This is a genomic window from Clostridia bacterium (assembly GCA_017438525.1).
In the GTDB taxonomy this organism is placed as follows: Bacteria; Bacillota; Clostridia; order Oscillospirales; family RGIG8002; genus RGIG8002.
Genome location: JAFRVI010000014.1, coordinates 12,126 through 28,811 on the forward strand (window position 1 = coordinate 12,126; position 16,686 = coordinate 28,811).

The 16,686-nt window shown below is 62.3% G+C and carries 12 protein-coding genes; 8 read left to right on the forward strand and 4 right to left on the reverse strand.

The genetic code is table 11. The annotated features are described in order from the left end of the window. Window positions 1–3 precede the first annotated feature (3 nt). The 3 genes from IJL83_01285 to rsxC are packed head-to-tail and all read right to left on the reverse strand — an operon-like array spanning window position 4 to window position 3,205. Entirely contained in the window at window positions 4–798 is a 795-nt protein-coding gene (locus tag IJL83_01285; protein ID MBQ6552241.1) for an FMN-binding protein, read from the reverse strand. After that, window positions 795–1,799 (reverse strand): RnfABCDGE type electron transport complex subunit D, encoded by a 1,005-nt coding sequence (locus IJL83_01290; GenBank protein ID MBQ6552242.1) that lies wholly within the window; start codon window positions 1,797–1,799, stop codon window positions 795–797. The genes IJL83_01285 and IJL83_01290 overlap by 4 nt, the downstream gene beginning before the upstream one ends. Before the next feature lie 35 nt (window positions 1,800–1,834). Beyond that, window positions 1,835–3,205, reverse strand: coding sequence for an electron transport complex subunit RsxC (gene rsxC / locus IJL83_01295; protein MBQ6552243.1), 1,371 nt, complete (start codon window positions 3,203–3,205; stop codon window positions 1,835–1,837). 91 nt (window positions 3,206–3,296) lie between these two features. Here rsxC and IJL83_01300 point away from each other — a divergent pair, with 91 nt between their 5' ends. Beyond that, window positions 3,297–3,743 (forward strand): hypothetical protein, encoded by a 447-nt coding sequence (locus IJL83_01300; GenBank protein ID MBQ6552244.1) that lies wholly within the window; start codon window positions 3,297–3,299, stop codon window positions 3,741–3,743. Window positions 3,744–3,963: 220 nt separating this feature from the next. Here the strand turns inward: IJL83_01300 and rpe are convergent, their stop codons facing one another. Then, window positions 3,964–4,614, reverse strand: a complete 651-nt coding sequence (rpe, locus tag IJL83_01305) for a ribulose-phosphate 3-epimerase (protein MBQ6552245.1) — start codon at window positions 4,612–4,614, stop codon at window positions 3,964–3,966. 693 nt (window positions 4,615–5,307) lie between these two features. On the opposite strand from rpe, the gene IJL83_01310 reads away from it, so the two are divergent. The 7 genes from IJL83_01310 to IJL83_01340 all read left to right on the forward strand — a co-directional run bounded on the left by IJL83_01310 (window position 5,308) and on the right by IJL83_01340 (window position 16,183). Further along, window positions 5,308–8,067, forward strand: a complete 2,760-nt coding sequence (locus tag IJL83_01310) for a metallophosphoesterase (protein MBQ6552246.1) — start codon at window positions 5,308–5,310, stop codon at window positions 8,065–8,067. Between the two features lie 259 nt (window positions 8,068–8,326). Continuing rightward, complete coding sequence (locus IJL83_01315) at window positions 8,327–9,712, forward strand: TldD/PmbA family protein (GenBank protein ID MBQ6552247.1); 1,386 nt, start codon at window positions 8,327–8,329, stop codon at window positions 9,710–9,712. 1 nt (window position 9,713) lies between these two features. Beyond that, window positions 9,714–11,018: a TldD/PmbA family protein gene (locus tag IJL83_01320; protein MBQ6552248.1), complete on the forward strand. Its 1,305-nt coding sequence runs from the start codon at window positions 9,714–9,716 to the stop codon at window positions 11,016–11,018. 252 nt (window positions 11,019–11,270) lie between these two features. Continuing rightward, window positions 11,271–11,954, forward strand: a complete 684-nt coding sequence (locus IJL83_01325) for a hypothetical protein (GenBank protein ID MBQ6552249.1) — start codon at window positions 11,271–11,273, stop codon at window positions 11,952–11,954. 261 nt (window positions 11,955–12,215) lie between these two features. Beyond that, window positions 12,216–13,082, forward strand: a complete 867-nt coding sequence (locus IJL83_01330; protein MBQ6552250.1) for a radical SAM protein — start codon at window positions 12,216–12,218, stop codon at window positions 13,080–13,082. Between the two features lie 415 nt (window positions 13,083–13,497). Beyond that, entirely contained in the window at window positions 13,498–15,309 is a 1,812-nt protein-coding gene (locus IJL83_01335; protein MBQ6552251.1) for a hypothetical protein, read from the forward strand. A gap of 505 nt (window positions 15,310–15,814) precedes the next feature. Next, entirely contained in the window at window positions 15,815–16,183 is a 369-nt protein-coding gene (locus IJL83_01340) for a desulfoferrodoxin FeS4 iron-binding domain-containing protein (GenBank protein MBQ6552252.1), read from the forward strand. The last annotated feature ends 503 nt before the right edge of the window (window positions 16,184–16,686 follow it).

The following is a 16,686-nucleotide window of genomic DNA, read 5'->3' on the forward strand; positions in this document are numbered from 1 at the left end:
CCCCTAACCTTCAATGAACAGGTCGGACAGCAGGACGAACGCCTTGTTGACCGCGCCGACCGCCGCCTTGGAGGAGATGCTCGCTCCGGTGATGGCGGCTATGTCGTTTTTGCCGGAGGGCGCGCCCTTGACGAATTTGAAGGGGCCAGTCTTGCCGGTGAACTGATCGAAGAAGCCCTCGCCCGTGATGCGCGTGCCGACGCCGCTCGTCTCGGACATCGAGATGACGCCCATGCCGGTCACCTGACCGAACTTGTCGAAGCAGACGAGCATCTTTATTTCGCCGCCGTAGCCGTTCTCGGAGACCGTGACGGCGTAGCCGAGCAGCTCGCCCTTTTCGCCGGAGGCGTTATCCTGCGCCGGCGCTTCGGGCTCGGACGGCGTTTCGGGCTCGGACGACGTTTCGGACGAAGCCGATGACTCTTCCGAAGACGCTTCCGAAGACGCTTCCGAAGACGCTTCCGAAGACGCTTCCGACGACGCGGGGGTTTCGGAGCTTTCCTCCGAGGTCTGCTCCGCGCCGGCGGGCTCCGTCTCCTGCGGCGCCGGCGTTTCGTCCTCAGCGGCAGCGGGCTTATACGCCGCGAAGTATTCGGTGCCGTCGTCGAGCTTGAGCTTCTCGAAGACCGCGTCGTAGTCGTAGAACTGGCGGATCGTGTTGAGCTCCGTCTCGCCCTCGAGCGCGGCGATGCGGTCCTTCGTCAGCGCGTTTACGCCCGCGAGCGCGAGCGAAACGACCGCCGTTATCACGAAGAGGGACACGCAGAGCTTGAGGATCTGATTCTTGAAGATCTTCATCGCGCCGCCCCCTTCCGGGCGAACTTCGCCTTAATTTTCGTCCAGTTATCGCGCAGACGGACCGGCGCGGTGGCGCGGTCTATCATCCAGGTGAAGCAGTTCATCACGAGGATCGCAAAGCAGACGGATTCGGGGCCGCTGCCCTTGTAGCGCATGAACATCGTCAGCGCGCCGCACCCGACGCCGAATATTATCTTGCCGACGGGGTGGACGGGCGAGGTGGAATAGTCGGTCGCCATATAAATCGCGCCGAGCAGCGCGCCGCCGGACATTATCTCGGTCAGAACGTACGTTCCGAGCGGCATATAGGAAACTCTGGGGAATATCAGCGCGATCGCCGCGACCGTGCCTATGTACGCCGCGGGGACGTGCCAGGTTATCACGCGCGTGACGAGCAGGAGCAGTCCGCCGGCGATGAGTATCACCGCGGCGGTCTCGCCGATGCTGCCCGCGCGTTCGCCGATGAAGAGCTGGAGCAGGTCTTCCGCGGGCTGTTCGCCCGCCTTCAGCGAGGCGAGCGGAGTCGCGGAGGTGATCAGGTCGGGCATCGACCTGAAAAGCGACAGGCGCGTATGCACCGGAGGCCAGGTCGTGAAGGACGCCGGCCAGGAGAGCATCATGAACGCCCTCGCGGCGAGCGCGGGATTCATGAAGTTCCTGCCGATGCCGCCGAAGACCTGTTTGACGGCGACTATCGCGAATACGCCGCCGACTATCGGCATCCACACGGGGATGGACGGCGGCAGAGTGCACGCCAGCAGCGTGCCGGTGACGACGGCGGAGAGGTCTCCGACCGTGCATTTTTTCATCGTCAGCCGCTGATACAGCCATTCGCTGATAACGCAGGAAAGCACGCTTATCGCGGTGATGATCACCACGCGCGGCCCGTAGTAATACGTTGAAAGCGCGACGACGCAGAGCAGCGGGAGCAGCACGCAGCCCATGACGCGGGCGGTGCCTTCGTTCTCGCGGATGTGCGGCGGGAGGGTGACGGTCAGCATTTTTTCGGAAACGGTGACCTTGTTTTCGTTATCGATCATTTCGCCGCCTCCTTTGCCGCCGCCTGCGCGGCTTTTTCTTTTTCCTCCTGCTCCGCTATCGCGACGCGCGCCTTGCCGGCACGGATGCGCGCGAGCAGCGGCACGCGGCCGGTGCAGACGTAGGCGCAGCAGCCGCATTCGATGCAGTCCTTGACGTGATAGCGGCGCAGCGCGTCTACGTTGTTGACCTCGCCGTAGGCGGCGAAGAGCAAGGGGCTTAAGTTCATCGGGCAGACGGTCACGCACTTGCCGCAGCGGATGCAGGCGCCGTTGTATTCGCCTTTGACCTCCGCCTCGGTGAAGGTTATCAGACCGGTGGTGGTCTTCGTGACGGGCGTTTCAAGCGTGCTGAGCGCGGCGCCGGTCATCGGGCCGCCGCTTATCACCTTCGCCGGATTCTCGCAGAAGCCGCCGCACGCCGAAGCCAGCACCGAGAAGGGCGTGCCGACGCGCGCCTCGAAGTTCTCGGGCGACTTGACGCAACTGCCCGCGACCGTCACGGTGGTGGTCACCAGCGGCATATCGTATCTGCACGCGTCGTAGGAGGCGGCGCAGGACGACACGTTGAAGATCGCCGCGCCGACGTCCGCCGGAAGCTTGCCTCCCGGGACGCGCTTGTTCATTATCGCTTTGATGAGCTGTTTTTCGCCGCCCTGCGGGTATTTGACGGGCAGCCGGACGACGGTTATGTTACCCGGAGAAGCCGCTGCCGCCGCTTCGATGCACTTTATCGCGTTCGGCTTGTTCTTCTCAATGGCGATGACGGTGTGCTTCGCGCCGACCGCGCGGGAAAGCAGGAGCACGCCGCCGACGACCTTCTCGGAACGCTCGACCATGACGCGGTCGTCGCAGGAAAGGTACGGCTCGCACTCCGCGCCGTTGGCGATGCAGTAGTCGATCGTCTTGCCGCGGCAGGACGAGATCTTGACGGCGGTCGGGAAGCCCGCGCCTCCCATGCCGACGATGCCGGCGCGGCGCACCGCTTCGCATATCTCCTCCGCAGTCATGGAGTCGACGTCGCGCGGCGCGCGCAGGATGGACTGATCGAGCAGGTCTCTGCCGTCGTTCTCGATGACGACGCACTTGCAGAAGCCGCCGGACTGGTGCGGGATCATCTCGAAGCCCGCCACCCTGCCGGAAACGGGAGAGTGTACCCTCGCGCCGAGCTTGCCCTCCGGCACCTCGCCGATGACCTGGCCGAGACGCACCTCGTCCCCGACGTTCACGACGGGAACGCAGGGCGCGCCGATGTGCTGGCTCAGCGGCACCTTCAGCGTTTCGCCCGGCTCAAGCGGGATTATCGCGCGCTCGTTCTGCGGCGACTTGTTATAGGGCGGATGCACGCCGCCCCTGAATCTGTTGAGCATTGGCAAATATCACCTCTTGATTACTTGCTGTTGCGTTAGTATCATTGTATTAAACGGGCGAAGCCCGAATAACGCTTTACGGGGTTTTGATATGGAAATAACGAGGATAAACGGCTGCGCCGTGGCGTTCCTCCGCGGCGCGGAGCTGCCGGACGGCGTTTCGCCGGAAAGCCCGCGCTTTCGCGGCGCGGTGAGGAGAGCGGTGAAAGCGGCGTTCCTGCCGCCGCCCGCAAGGGTCGCGGTGGACGCCTTCGCGCTCGGGCGCGGAGCCGCGCTGCTGCTGCGTCCGGCGCGGGAGGGAAAATGCGCGATCGCGCTCCGCTTCCGCGATCTCGCCGCGGCGAGCGCGGTGATAGAGCGGATACATAGGGAGCTTTCGCCGGTATTCACGCCGCATCCGGACGGGAGCGTCACGCTGCTGCTCTTTCTCCCCTGCGCCGACGCCGAGCGCCTCGCGGCGCGGGCGTGGGACTTCTGCGAGGTGAGCTATCCGACGGAGGCGAGAGCGGCGTTTCTGAGGGAGTGGCGCGCGAGGTAATGATGATGTTCGCGCCGCAGGCGCAAATGATGTTACCCTTCGGGTAATGATGCTTGCGGCGTTGCCGCAAATGATGTGTTCGCTCCGCGAACGTTAAGGACCAAACCGCTCCCTCCGGTCGCAGTTTGAACGTATTGCGGACGCGAAGCGGACGGCACGATACATTCAAATCGGCTCTGCCGATTTGCTCCCTACCTATTCACTCTTCACTCTTCACTATTCACTGCGAAGCTTGCTCCGCTTTCAGCGCGGAGACGGCTTCGGCTCTGTCCGCCGCCTTGAAGAAGGCGGTGCCGGCGACGAGCATACCGCAGCCGGCGTCGCGGAACTCGGCGGCGTTCTTCACGGTCGCGCCGCCGTCCGCTTCGATAATGATATTCCTGCCGCCGACGAGCGCCTTCGCCTCGGCGATCTTTTTTATGCATTCGGGGATCGCGCCCTGCCCGCCGAAGCCCGGCTCGACGGTCATCACGAGGATAAGGTCGATATCGTCGAGGTATGGCTCAAGCGCGGAAACCGGCGTCTTCGGCTTGACCGAAACGCCCGCGAGCACGCCCGCTTCGCGTATGCGGCGAAGGTCGGAGGCGGGGTCGTCGGTCGCCTCAATATGTATCGTGATGATATCGCTGCCGGCGGCGATGAAGTCGTCGATGTAGCGCCCCGGCTTCTCTATCATAAGGTGGGTGTCGAAGCAGAGCGCACTCACGCGGCGAAGCGACTTTATAAGCACCTGCCCGAAGGTCATATTCGGCACGAACGCCCCGTCCATAACGTCGAGGTGTACGGCGTCGAGCCCGAGCGCGCGGATATTTTCCAGCTCCTCGCCCAAGCGGGCGAAATCCGCTGAAATAAGCGACGGTGCGACTCTCATTTGCGCTGCTCCTTTCGTTTTCCGTCCGCGGCGGGGATCCCCGCGGGCGCGGACGCGGTAACCGGAGGCGGCTCCGGCGCGTAATCTGCTAATGGTAAGCGGACGCGTACGCTCCGCTTTTGATATAAGTGGGAAGGGCGGGGCGACTCGCCCTTTTCGTGACGGCGCAACGCCCCTTTCTGACACTTTCCCATTTATACACAGTATATTATAACAGACGTTTCGGAAAATATCAAGTAGCGGATAAAGGAAAATTGCGCGCCGTTTTCATACCGAATACCGCGCGGCGATTCGCTCCTTAACGCCGCCGAAGGCGGCTCATAACTGCGGCGCAGCCGCATCACGGTTCTAAATTCTGAACTGTGACGCCGAAGGCGTCTTCTCTCGGCGTGGGATCCATCGAACCTCGCTGACGCGAGGAGTTTACAGTTTAGGGTTTAGAGTTATGAGTTCGCCTGCGGCGAACGTTTTTCGTTCAAATCGCTTCGCGATTTGTTCCTTACCTATTCACTGTTACCTGCGAACGCCCTGCGTTCGCCCGGGGGATTCCCCGTCGGCTTCGCCTCCTCGGAATGACAGCGCCGTACACTCGCCCCGCGTTCGCCCGCGGCGCTATTATTTCCATTGACATAGCCCGCTCCCGATGTTATAATATATCTGTTGAAATTTCATTGCAGAAAGGACGTAATGATTATGAAGAAATTTTTCGCTCTCCTGCTTTCTCTTTGCATGCTCGCGGGCATGGTCCCCGCCGTCTTCGCGGCGGAAGCCGAGACCGCCGAGGAACAGCCCGTCTTCCGCATGGGCATAATGGGCGACCATCAGCTCGCCGGCACCACGGGCGCGAATATGGAGGCCACCATATCCGCGATGCACTACTTCGCCGACCACGGAGTCGACGCCGTCATAGACGTCGGCGACATCGCGGACAGCAACCCCGAGACCGTCTATTCCTACTTCGTGCAGCAATACAACTCCATCATAGGCGAGGATGTTCCGCTCGTCGCGGTCCCCGGCAACCACGATATCTGGTCCGACAACACGCTGAACGTCTACCGTCAGTACTTCGGCGAGCCGAACAAGCACCTCGTCATCGGCGGCTATCACTTCATAGTCATCTCCGCCAACCCGGCGCTCGGCACCGCCACCAACGGCAACTACGGCATCGGCGAAAAGACCTTCGCCCGCACGGAGCTGAACGCCGCGAAGGCCGACACCCCCGAGGGACAGCCGATATTCGTCGTCACGCATCAGCACGTCAAAAACACCGTCTACGCCAGCGGCCCCGACGCCAACTGGTGCAACGACTTCCTCTGCGGCATAATCGAGGACTACCCGAACGCCGTGCACTTCTCCGGCCACTCCCACGCCGTCCTGGAGGACGAGCGCTCGATCTGGCAGGGCGACTTCACGGCGGTAGGCACCTCCTCCCTCGCCTACACCGAGCTCGAATACGGAAAAGCCAACGGCTCCGTGCCTCCCGAAGCGGATCAGGCGAAGCAGTACCTCTACCTTGAGATATACTCCGACCGCATCGAGATAACCCGCGTCAAGGCCGCTACCGGCAAGCAGATAAAGGATAAGTGGGTGCTCGACCTGCCGCTGCAGAAATCCACCTTCAGATACACCGACGCACGCGCGGACTCCCGCACCGCGCCCTACTTCGCGCCGAACGCCGCCGTCGAAGCCAGCATGTCCGGCAGCAATATCACCGTCACCTTCGACGCCGCGCACCACGACGACTTCGTCCACTCCTACGGGCTGAAGCTCTACAAGAACGAATCCGCCGGTCCGGTGAGCGACATACTGATATTCTCCGACTTCTACAAGGGGCTCGAAAACATGTCGAAGACGGTCAGCTGGACCTTCCAGAACGTCGCGGAGGAATACGCGCTCTACCGGCTCGAAATAACGCCGATCGAATCCTTCGGCAAGCGGGGCGAGCCGCTTGTTTACGAATTCGCCTCCGTCAAGCAGAAGCAGATACCCGCCTTCACGCGCGGCAAGCTCTTCACCGTCGACTTCGCCTCCGGCGAGGCGCGCAACGCCGTCAGCGCGCTTGAGGTCAAGCGCACCGGCGGCAGCGTCGGGAAGGTCAACGACAAGTTCGCCTTCATCCCCGGCGAAAACTCGAAGCTCACCGTCACGATGAGCAACACCTACTATATGCTGGTCCGGAACAAGCTGACGCTGGAGGCCGTCTTCACCGTCAACCGCTTCGGAGCCGAGCAGACGCTGATTTCCTGCTACAACAACGGCGGCGTCAAGCTCTGGCTGAACGAGGACGGCAAGCTCTGCGCCACCGTCAACAAGTCGGACAAGACCGACCTCGACATCGTTTCCGAAACCGCCGTCCCGCTCGGCGCGGTCTGCAACGCGGCGGCCACCTATAACGGCAGCGCGTTCACCCTCTGGCTCGACGGCGAGGCCGTCGCGTCCGAAGCGCTGACCGGCAATATCAACTATAACCGCAACGCCAAATTCGGCATCGGCTCCGATCCCGACGGCGAAAACCGCCTTGACGGCGTCATCTTCACCGCGAGTCTCGAGTCAAAAGCTCTGGACGCCGACGCGATCAAGGCGTTCAATGACGACCTCATGAACGGCTACGACATTCGGGTGCTCCTCCCCGCGCTCGAGCAGCTCAACCGTGTGGATATGCTCCGTCAGGCGAATACGGGCAACGTCGTGCTGAATAAGATCCTCGACTACTACGAGGCGGAAATGACCGCGATCACCGATTCCGCCTACGTCACGCCCGCGATAGTCTCCGGCGCGATCGCCTACCGCGATCTGAACGAGGACGTCCGCAGCACCGGCGCCACGAACCTCCCCGCCTTCGACTCGCCCGTCATAGACGGAGTTGAGCATCAGAAGCAGTACGAAGCGGGCGAGGCGCCCGAGCCGACCTTCACCAACGCCGAGTCGATAACGCTCGACGGCGAGCCCTACGCCGAGGGGACTCCTATCGGCAACGGCAAGCATATGCTCATCGCCTTTAACGGCTGGCGTATGGCGGGCGTGCAGTTCACCGTCGGCAAGGCGGTCATGCCCGTCATATACGGCGTCGAGGACGGCCGCGTCTACGACCTGACGAACGAGGACGCCCCCGCGATCACCTGGGAGCCCGCCGAACTTCAGGCGCGGCTCGACAATCAGCCCTACGCCGCCGGAACGCCCGTGACCGCGGACGGCTGGCACGTATTCATGCTCCCCTGCGACGGCGCGACGCTTGTCTACGCCTTCAAGATCGAGCACTCCGTGCCTCCGGTCAGGGGCGACCTTGACGGCGACGGAGAAGTCACCGTTTCCGACGCGCTCCGCGCGCTGCGCATGGCGGCGAAGCTCGCCGAAGCCGATGAAGCCGCCGACGTCGACGGCGACGGAAGCGTAACGGTCGCCGACGCGCTCGCGATACTGAGAGTCGCTGTCGGACTGGAAGAAACTCTGTAATAAAATGAATTGCTCGCCTTGCGGCTCGCATGATTTGGCTTCGCCGTGATTTGATTGCTTCGCAATCATGATTTGCCGCCGCAGGCGGCATTAAGGAACAAATTGCCGCAGGCAATTTGAACAATTATGTCGCGCGGAGCGCGACAAATCATGCGCCGCAGGCGCAAATCATGACGTCAAAGACGTCAAATCATGCAAGCGCAGCTTGCAAATCATCGGCATACATCCTCACTCTGCAACGAAAGGAAAACACAACCTTATGCTCAACGACATCATAACCCCGTTCCGCTCCGGCTTCGATCCCGACGCGCACACCGAGCTGCGGCTCCACCGCAACACGCGCCGCGCCGTCGGGCTTCTCTCCGGCAACCTCGTATCCAACAGCCGCACCGAAAACTCCGGCGTCAGCGCCCGCGTCTACCGCGGGGGCGTCTACGGCTTCGCCGCCGACAGCGAAACGAGCGAGGACCGCGTCGCCGCCGTGCTGAAGGCCGCCACCGAGAACGCCGCCTTTATGGACGCGCACGCCGGCAAGGGCAAGGGCGCGCTGCCCCTCCTGCCCTGCTCGGGCGTCGACACCGCCAAGCCGTACGACGACGTTCCGCAGTCGGTGATGATCGACTTCGCCCGTCAGCTCGACGAGTATATCGCCGCGAACTGCCCGAAGCTCACCGGCCGCACCATCTCCGTCCGCTGCGACTCGATGGAGAAGCTGCTCCGCGTCGACAACGGCTATGACAGCCACTCGCTGATGCCGCGCGCCTTCATCTACCTCGACTTCTCCGCCGAAACGGACGCGGGCGTCACCGTCGAGCTCTACGACGTGGCCGGCGGTTTCGGCGGTTTCGCGGACAACTTCACCGACCCCGCCCTGCTCTACCCCTTCGTCGACCGGCTCTATACGCGCCTGATGGAGAAGCGCGAGGGCGTCTACGCCGACGCGGGAGTCCACACCTGCATACTCGGCGCGGAGGTGGCCGGCATACTCGCGCACGAGGCCGTAGGACACACGACCGAGGCGGACCTCGTGCTCGGCGGCTCCGTCGCGGGCCCGATGCTGAACAAGCGCGTCGCCTCCGACAAGATCACCCTCGTCGACTACGCGCACACGACGCCGCAGGGCGCCGCGCCGCTGCCGATCTACGTCGACGACGAAGGCACTCCCGCCGAGGACGAGCTGATTATCGACAAGGGCATCCTCGTCGGCTACATGAACAGCCGCGAGACCGCCGAGCACTTCGGCATGAAGCCGCACGGCAACGCGCGCGCCTATTCCTTCATGGACGAGCCGCTGATCCGTATGCGCAACACCGCGATCCTTTCCGGAACGGACAAGCTCGAGGACATGATCGCCTCCGTCGACGACGGCTACTACTTTATGACAACCAACAACGGCCAGGCGGACACGACCGGCGAATTCATGTTCGGCATCCCCTTCGGCTACGAGATAAAGAACGGCAAGAAAGGCCGCGCGATCTTCGACACCACCATTACCGGAGTCGCCTTCGAGATGCTCAAGACCGCGGACATGGTCTCCGACCGCATGGACTGGACCTGCTCCGGAATGTGCGGAAAGAAACAGCCGATGCCCGTCGGCATGGGCGGCCCGGACATCCGCTGCCGCATTATGGTTGGAGGTAGATAATATGAAGTATGAGAAACTGACGGGCGCCGCCGAATACGCGCTCGAAGCGCTGAAAAACGCCGGCGCGGACAAGGCGGTCGTCACCGCCTTCAACGGCAGCACGACCGAATTCAACATAGACGGCGGGGAGTTCTCGCTGATGCGCACCATCTTCAACGAAGGCGTCGGCGTAACCGCCTACGTCGGCGGACGCAACGGCGGCGCATCCACCAACGCGCTCGACCGCGAAAGCATCGACGGAGCCGCCCGCGACGCCGTCGCCGCCGCGCAGAGCGCCGTTCCCGACGACGCATGGGACATCTCCCCCGCCTGCGAGCCGCAAGACTTCCCCTCCGGCGCGCTCGAATGTGACCGCGACGCGTTTTTTGAAGCCGTCAAAAAGCTGAAAAACGACATCGCGGCGGGCTGGCCGAACATACTTATCGAGCAGCTCGTCGCCTCCTACCACTACGGCGCGAGCGTGAAGCTGAACTCCAACGGCGTCCGCTTCACCGGCGAATCGGGGCGCTACGAGGTCTATCTTATGTTCTCCGCGCACGACGGAGACAAGTCCTCCTCCTTTTTCGGCTCCGGCGTGGTATTCACCGACCCGACGCAGCCGATAATCGACATGGGCTCGATACGCGCCGATCTCGACGCCGTATCGAAGCAGACCGACCCGAAGGCGTTTCACGGAAAGTTCGACGGCACGCTCGTGCTGACTCCCGCGATGTTCGGCGAGTTCATCGGGCTCGCGGCGGGCAACTTCGCCTCCGGCGGCGTCATCATCGAGGGCACTTCGCCCTGGAAGGACAAGCTCGGCACGCAGGTCGCGGACACGCGGCTGAACGTCCGCTTCGCGCCGCTCGATCCCGCGATCGTCGGCGCCGAGCGCGTCACCGAGGACCTCTTCGTCAGCGAGGACTTCGACTTCATCAAGGACGGCGTGCTGCAGTGCTTCCTGCTCTCGCTCTACGCCTCGAACAAGACCGGCTTCGACCGCGCGAAGAATTCCTCCTGGGCGCTCGTCGTCCCCGCGGGCGATACGCCGCTTGACGAGCTGATCGCCGGCGTCGAAAAGGGCCTGCTGCTCGGCCGCTTCTCCGGCGGACAGCCCGGCACGAACGGCGACTTCTCCGGCGTCGCGAAGAACAGCTTCCTTATCGAAAACGGCAAGATCACCGACGCCGTCAGCGAGATAATGATAAACGGAAACCTCGCCGACCTGCTGATGAACCTGCGCGGCATATCGAAGGAACGCGTCGTCGACGGCGCGAGCGTGCTCCCCTACGCCGCGTTCGACGGAGTCACCATAAGCGGCAAGTGATTTGCCGCTTATCTGCGCCGAAGGCGCAATACCACTCGCCCGAAGGCGAATACCACTGTGAGCGCCGGCGAACAATACCACTGCGAAGCAATATCACCGCTCGCGAAGCGGGCGCAACCGTGCCGACTTCGTCGGCAGTGATATTATCGCTTGCGCGACAGTGATATTATCGCTCCGCGATAGTGATATTGCGGCTTCGCCGCAGTGATATTGCCGCAAGCGGCAGATATTTCCCCACAAGGAGCAACACCTATGAAAATCCTCAAACGCCTCGTTCCCCTGCTGCTCATCGCGGCGCTTCTGTTCTCCCTCGCCGCCTGCGACCGCATCGTCGGGCCACGCGGCAAGGACAACAACCGCAACACCTCCTCGCAGAGCACCGAAGACCCGCGCTTCGTCAAGCAGCCCGGCCAGGGAATGAGCGAATACGACGTCTATTCCTATTTCGAAAACTGCTACTACCCCGCGTGCTGGGCGGTGGAATACTACGGCGGCAAGGGGCTCGACTACGTCGAAAGCGAAACGATCGAGCTCGACGGCCACACCTGGGCGCCCTCGGCGGTCTCCACCTTCCAGACGCTCGAAAGCATGACGAGCTACGTTGAAATGTTCTTCACCGGCGGCTTCCTGGACAATCTGAAACACGCCGCGGGAATGAGCGGCGACAGCGACGTGGTCCCGCGCTACCGCGACGTGGACGGCAAGCTCTACGTCCGCACCGACGAGCCGAACGAATCGATGTTTTTCAGCATCGACCTCGACACCTTCACCATGGTCGAGAACACCGAAGAACAGATAAAGTTCACCGTGGACGCGGCGCTTGACGGCAAGCTCTACGAGCTCCGCGTCATCCTCTCCCCCTACGGCGAAAGCGGCTGGAAGATGAGCTACTGGTACCCGGAAGAGAAGGATGCGAGCTCGGAGAGCTCGCAATGATGACGCGGGCGATGCCCGCTAATGAAAAATGAAGACGCCTTCGGCTAATGAAGTTGCGCCTTCGGCGCTGATTATGGAGCAAATCGGCGAAGCCGATTTGAATATATTCAAATTGCCTTCGGCAATTTGATCCTTAATCAGCGAGCGCAGCGAACGGCTTCATCAGCCGCGAAGCGGCGTCTTCATTAGTGAAACGTCTTCATTAACGAGCGAAGCGAGTGACTTCATTTATCCTAAAAAATCCCGTAGAGGTACTTCCTTATGACCTGCACACTCTGCCCGCGCCGCTGCGGCGTTGACCGCGCCGCTTCACGCGGCTTCTGCGGCGAAGGCGCGCTCCCGCGCGTCGCGAAGGTGATGCTTCACCGCTGGGAGGAGCCCTGCATCTGCGCCGGAGGCGGCGCGGGCGCGATCTTCTTCAGCGGCTGCTCCCTGAAATGCGTCTATTGCCAGAACTGCGCCGTCTCGCGCGGGCTCGTCGGCGAGGAATACTCCGTCGAAAAGCTCGCGGAGACGATGCTCGGCCTTCAGCGCAGGGGCGCCGACTGCATAGACCTCGTCACGCCGACGCACTTCGCCGGCGCGATAATCGAAGCGGTCGCCCTCGCGAAGTCCGGCGGCCTTCGCCTGCCGGTAGTGTGGAACACCTCCGGCTACGAAACGGCGGAAACGCTCGCGAAGCTCGACGGCACGGCCGATATCTACCTGACCGACTTCAAATACGCCTCCCCCGCGCTCGCGGAGAAATACTCCGCCGCGCCCGACTACCCCGCCGCCGCGCTCGCCGCGCTGAAGGCGATGGCCGCGCAGACCGGCGCGCCCGCGTTCGAAGGCGGCATGCTCAGGCGCGGAGTAATAATGCGCCACCTCGTGCTGCCCGGCGCGTGGCGCGACAGCGTCGAGGTCCTGCGGCTCGCCGCGGACGCCGTCGGCGCGAAGAACGTCCTGCTTTCGCTGATGGCGCAGTACGTCCCCGACTTCGCGGACGCGGAGAAGTTCCCCGAGCTGTGCCGGCGGATAACTACCTATGAATATAATAAAGCGGCGGAGGAAGCCGAAAAGCTCGGCTTCGACGGCTGGTTCCAGGAGCGCGGCTCCGCGACAAAGGACTACACGCCGCTGTTTTAGCTGCGCCCTTGCCTCCCTCTGAGGAGGTAGCGAAGCGGAGGGCGCGGTAGCGAATGACAGCCCGGTGGCTGTCAGAGCCGCGACCTGACCGAGCCCGCAGGCGAGACGGTGGATTGCCGGACGCAAAGCGGACGGCAAGACGGAGGGAGAGATAACGACAGCTCTCCTTCCGCAGCGCGTCGTGCCGTAGACGAGGGATAAGTGCACGAGACGATCCCCCGTCTTCGGATACAGCTTCCTGCAAATCGCAAATCATCGTTATCTCTCCCTCAGTCTCAACTTGCTTTGCAAGTTTCGCCAGCTCCCTCCTCAGAGGGAGCCAAGACCGCTTGCGGAGCAAGCGTCTCTGTGCCGACTTCGCCGCCGGTGATATTATCGCCGCAAGCGGCAGATACTCTCGAAAGGAGAAATCACCATGAAAAAACTTACCTCTCTCATCCTCGCGTGCCTGATCGCCTTCGCGTGCATGACCGCCCTCGGCGGATGCGGCAAATCGAACGCCGAAACCAAGCAGGCGTTCATCGGCGCTCAGAAGTACTACTCCGACCTCGTCGAATCCCTCGCCGCGCCCGTCGCGAAGATCGACGGCGACGCGCTCGCGGACGGCGCCGCCTCCGGCATGTCCGGCAGGATAAGGGTCAACGCCTCCGGCCTCTCCGCCTTCTCCGCGCTGCTCGGCGATATCGGCGACACGCTCGGCCTCGCCGTAGGCGTGGTCACCGACGGCGTTTCCGCATCCGGCGACTTCTCGCTCGAGATGCTCGGCGAAACGCTCGGCGCGCTCTTCTCCACCGACGGCGGCGACGTCGTTCTTTCGCTGCCCGGCCTGCTCGACCGCCCGGTGAAGCTCTCGCAGAGCGACTTCGGCGGCACCGGCTTCGGCGACGATTTCGACTTCGACGCCTACGAGGAGGAGCACGGGATAATCGCCCTTGACGAAAACGCCTACGAAGCCGATTACGACTTCGACGAAAACGGCAAGTTCTTCGCCGAAAACGGCGACCTCTACGTCGACGCGGACGGCGACGGCAAGCTCGATATCGCCTATTACGCCGGAAAATACGACGAGGATTTCGTCGACTCCATGATACGCAACACCCGCGAATTCTACGAATCCCTCGGCGACGACCTCGACCTTGACGACGGCTTCGACCTCGACGATGACCTCGACGGCGACGACGACTTCGATATTGACGACGACTTCGATTACGACTATGACTTCGACGATTTCGGCGACGATGATTTCGGCTCGACGCCCTTCGCGCCCGACTTCTCCTACGTTTCGCTCATCGCGCGTTACGCCGAGCCCTTCCTCAACAACGTCGCGGACGGCTGCTTCACTCGCGGCAGGGAGAAGTTCCGCACCGCCGGCGGCGAAGCGGAGCTCGACTGCCTGACGCTTTCCGCCGACGGCAACGACCTTTACGACGCGCTGAAAAAGACCGCCGCTCAGATCGCGGAGGATCCCGAGCTCGACAAGGTCGGCGGCGAATACGCCGACGATATGCGCGAATACTTCCGCGAATTCGCGAATGAAGAAACTTCAAAGGAACAGCGCGACTATAACAAGAACGTCAAGCTGACCTGGAAGCGCTTCACCAAAGACGAAAAGATAATCGGCGAACGCGTTTCGCTCGACCACCCCGAAGCCGGATACACGCTCGAAGCGGGCGTCGACGGCGGCGAGAGCGGCGTTCTCGCCTTCATGAAGGTCACCGACGACAAGAAGGGCGTGGATCTCTTCGACGCGGAGAGCAGCGTCGGCAGCAAGAAGTCGAAGCTCGATCTGCGCGTCATCGCAAACGGCGTGCCCTACGCCGTTTCCGTCTCCGGAAAGACCGCCGAGCGTGACGGCGCCGCCGTCACCGAATCGGACGTCAAGGTCGGCATCGGCGGCCTGACCTTCAAGCTCTTCGAGCTGACCACGACCGTCCGCGCCTTCACCTCGGACGAGATCGGGATCGACGCCGAGCTTTCCGTTTCCCTGCCGAAGCTGCTTGTCGGCAGCGACGTCGACCTTGCGCTCTACTGCTCCGTCGACATGAGGCGCGATCCGGGCGCGAAGCCCGAAATGATCGACGCGACCGGCGCCTACACCGGCGAAGACCTGCGGAGCGAGGAGTTCAACGCGACGCTCAACGCCGCGATAAAGGAAAAGCTGCCGAAGATATACGGATATTTCGAGAGCAGACAGAACACCCCCGCGACGGACGAATCCGACGCGTAAGTCTGTCATTCTGAGCGAACGAAGCCGAAGGCGCAGTGAGTCGAAGAATCCCGGTTTTCCTTTTGGATCCCGAGCGAAGCGAGGGATCTCATCCCACAGATACCTCGGGCTTCGCCCTCGGTATTCGGAAGATAACGTGAGATCCTTCGACTGCGCGGCGTTCCGCCGCTCCGCTCAGGATGACAAAGGGCGGCGCTCGCGCGCTGATACGCGGACGAGCGATGCTCGTCCCTACGGGCGCGATGCTTCGCATCGCTCCGCTCAGGATGACAAAGGGCGGCGCGGGTGCGAGAATGCACGGACGAGCGGTGCTCGTCCCTACGGGCGCGCAGCGTCAATATCACTGCGGCGAAGCCGCAATATCACTGACGCGAAGCGTCAATATCACTGCGAACGCCCCGCGTTCGCCCGGGGGATTCCTCGTCGGCGCGCTCGCGCCTCCTCGGAATGACAGCCAAACTGCCTTCATTAAAATAATATAAAAAGGGAGAAAACGAAAATGGAAATGAAGTTTTACAGATGCGAAGTATGCGGCCAGATAGTCGCGATCGTCAAGAAGACCGGCGCGCCCGTGGTTTGCTGCGGCAAGCCGATGCAGGAGATAGTCGCCGGCTCGGTCGACGCCTCCGCCGAGAAGCACGTTCCCGTCGTCGCCCGCGAAGGCGGCGTAGTGACAGTTTCCGTCGGCAGCGCCGCGCATCCGATGGCCGAGGAGCACTACATAGAGTGGGTCGCCCTCAAAACCAAGAGCGGCAATCAGCGCAAGGCGCTGAAGCCCGGCGACGAGCCGAAGGCGGTCTTCTATATCGCCGAGGACGACGAGATCGAAGCGGCGTACGCGTACTGCAATCTCCACGGCCTCTGGAAAGCGTAAAAGCGGATCTTTCCGGCGCAGATTCGCGAATCTGCGCCGAAGGCGCAATACCACTCGCCCGAAGGGCGAATACCACTGTGAGCGCCGGCGAACAATATCACTGCGAAGCAATATCACCGCTCGCGGAGCGAGCGCAACAGTGCCGACTGCGCGGGCGATCAAGATCGCCCCTACGCTTTGCGTACGCGGAAACGCTGTCATCCTGAGCGAAGGCGAAGCCGGAGTCGAAGGATCTTGTCGGTAACGGTCGTGTTATCGGGAAAGTGTGCAGTCGGAAACGCGGGTAACGTTTTGTGTTCTTACACGGCGTTCAGCGTGACTGCGCGGACGAGCGGTGCTCGTCCCTACGGGCGCGATGCTTCGCATCGCTCCGCTCAGGATGACAAACGCTCTGCGTAATGATAATTCAAATTGCCGCAGGCAATTTGCTCCTTAACTGACGCGCAGCGTCAATATCACTGCGGCGAAGCCGCAATATCACTATCGCGGAGCGATAATATCAC

Coding starts and splice junctions, on each gene's coding strand:
- IJL83_01285 (MBQ6552241.1), bottom strand. CDS start 798: ATGAAGATCTTCAAGAATCAGATCCTCAAGCTCTGCGTGTCCCTCTTC.
- IJL83_01290 (MBQ6552242.1), bottom strand. CDS start 1,799: ATGCTGACCGTCACCCTCCCGCCGCACATCCGCGAGAACGAAGGCACC.
- rsxC (MBQ6552243.1), bottom strand. CDS start 3,205: ATGCTCAACAGATTCAGGGGCGGCGTGCATCCGCCCTATAACAAGTCG.
- IJL83_01300 (MBQ6552244.1), top strand. CDS start 3,297: ATGGAAATAACGAGGATAAACGGCTGCGCCGTGGCGTTCCTCCGCGGC.
- rpe (MBQ6552245.1), bottom strand. CDS start 4,614: ATGAGAGTCGCACCGTCGCTTATTTCAGCGGATTTCGCCCGCTTGGGC.
- IJL83_01310 (MBQ6552246.1), top strand. CDS start 5,308: ATGAAGAAATTTTTCGCTCTCCTGCTTTCTCTTTGCATGCTCGCGGGC.
- IJL83_01315 (MBQ6552247.1), top strand. CDS start 8,327: ATGCTCAACGACATCATAACCCCGTTCCGCTCCGGCTTCGATCCCGAC.
- IJL83_01320 (MBQ6552248.1), top strand. CDS start 9,714: ATGAAGTATGAGAAACTGACGGGCGCCGCCGAATACGCGCTCGAAGCG.
- IJL83_01325 (MBQ6552249.1), top strand. CDS start 11,271: ATGAAAATCCTCAAACGCCTCGTTCCCCTGCTGCTCATCGCGGCGCTT.
- IJL83_01330 (MBQ6552250.1), top strand. CDS start 12,216: ATGACCTGCACACTCTGCCCGCGCCGCTGCGGCGTTGACCGCGCCGCT.
- IJL83_01335 (MBQ6552251.1), top strand. CDS start 13,498: ATGAAAAAACTTACCTCTCTCATCCTCGCGTGCCTGATCGCCTTCGCG.
- IJL83_01340 (MBQ6552252.1), top strand. CDS start 15,815: ATGAAGTTTTACAGATGCGAAGTATGCGGCCAGATAGTCGCGATCGTC.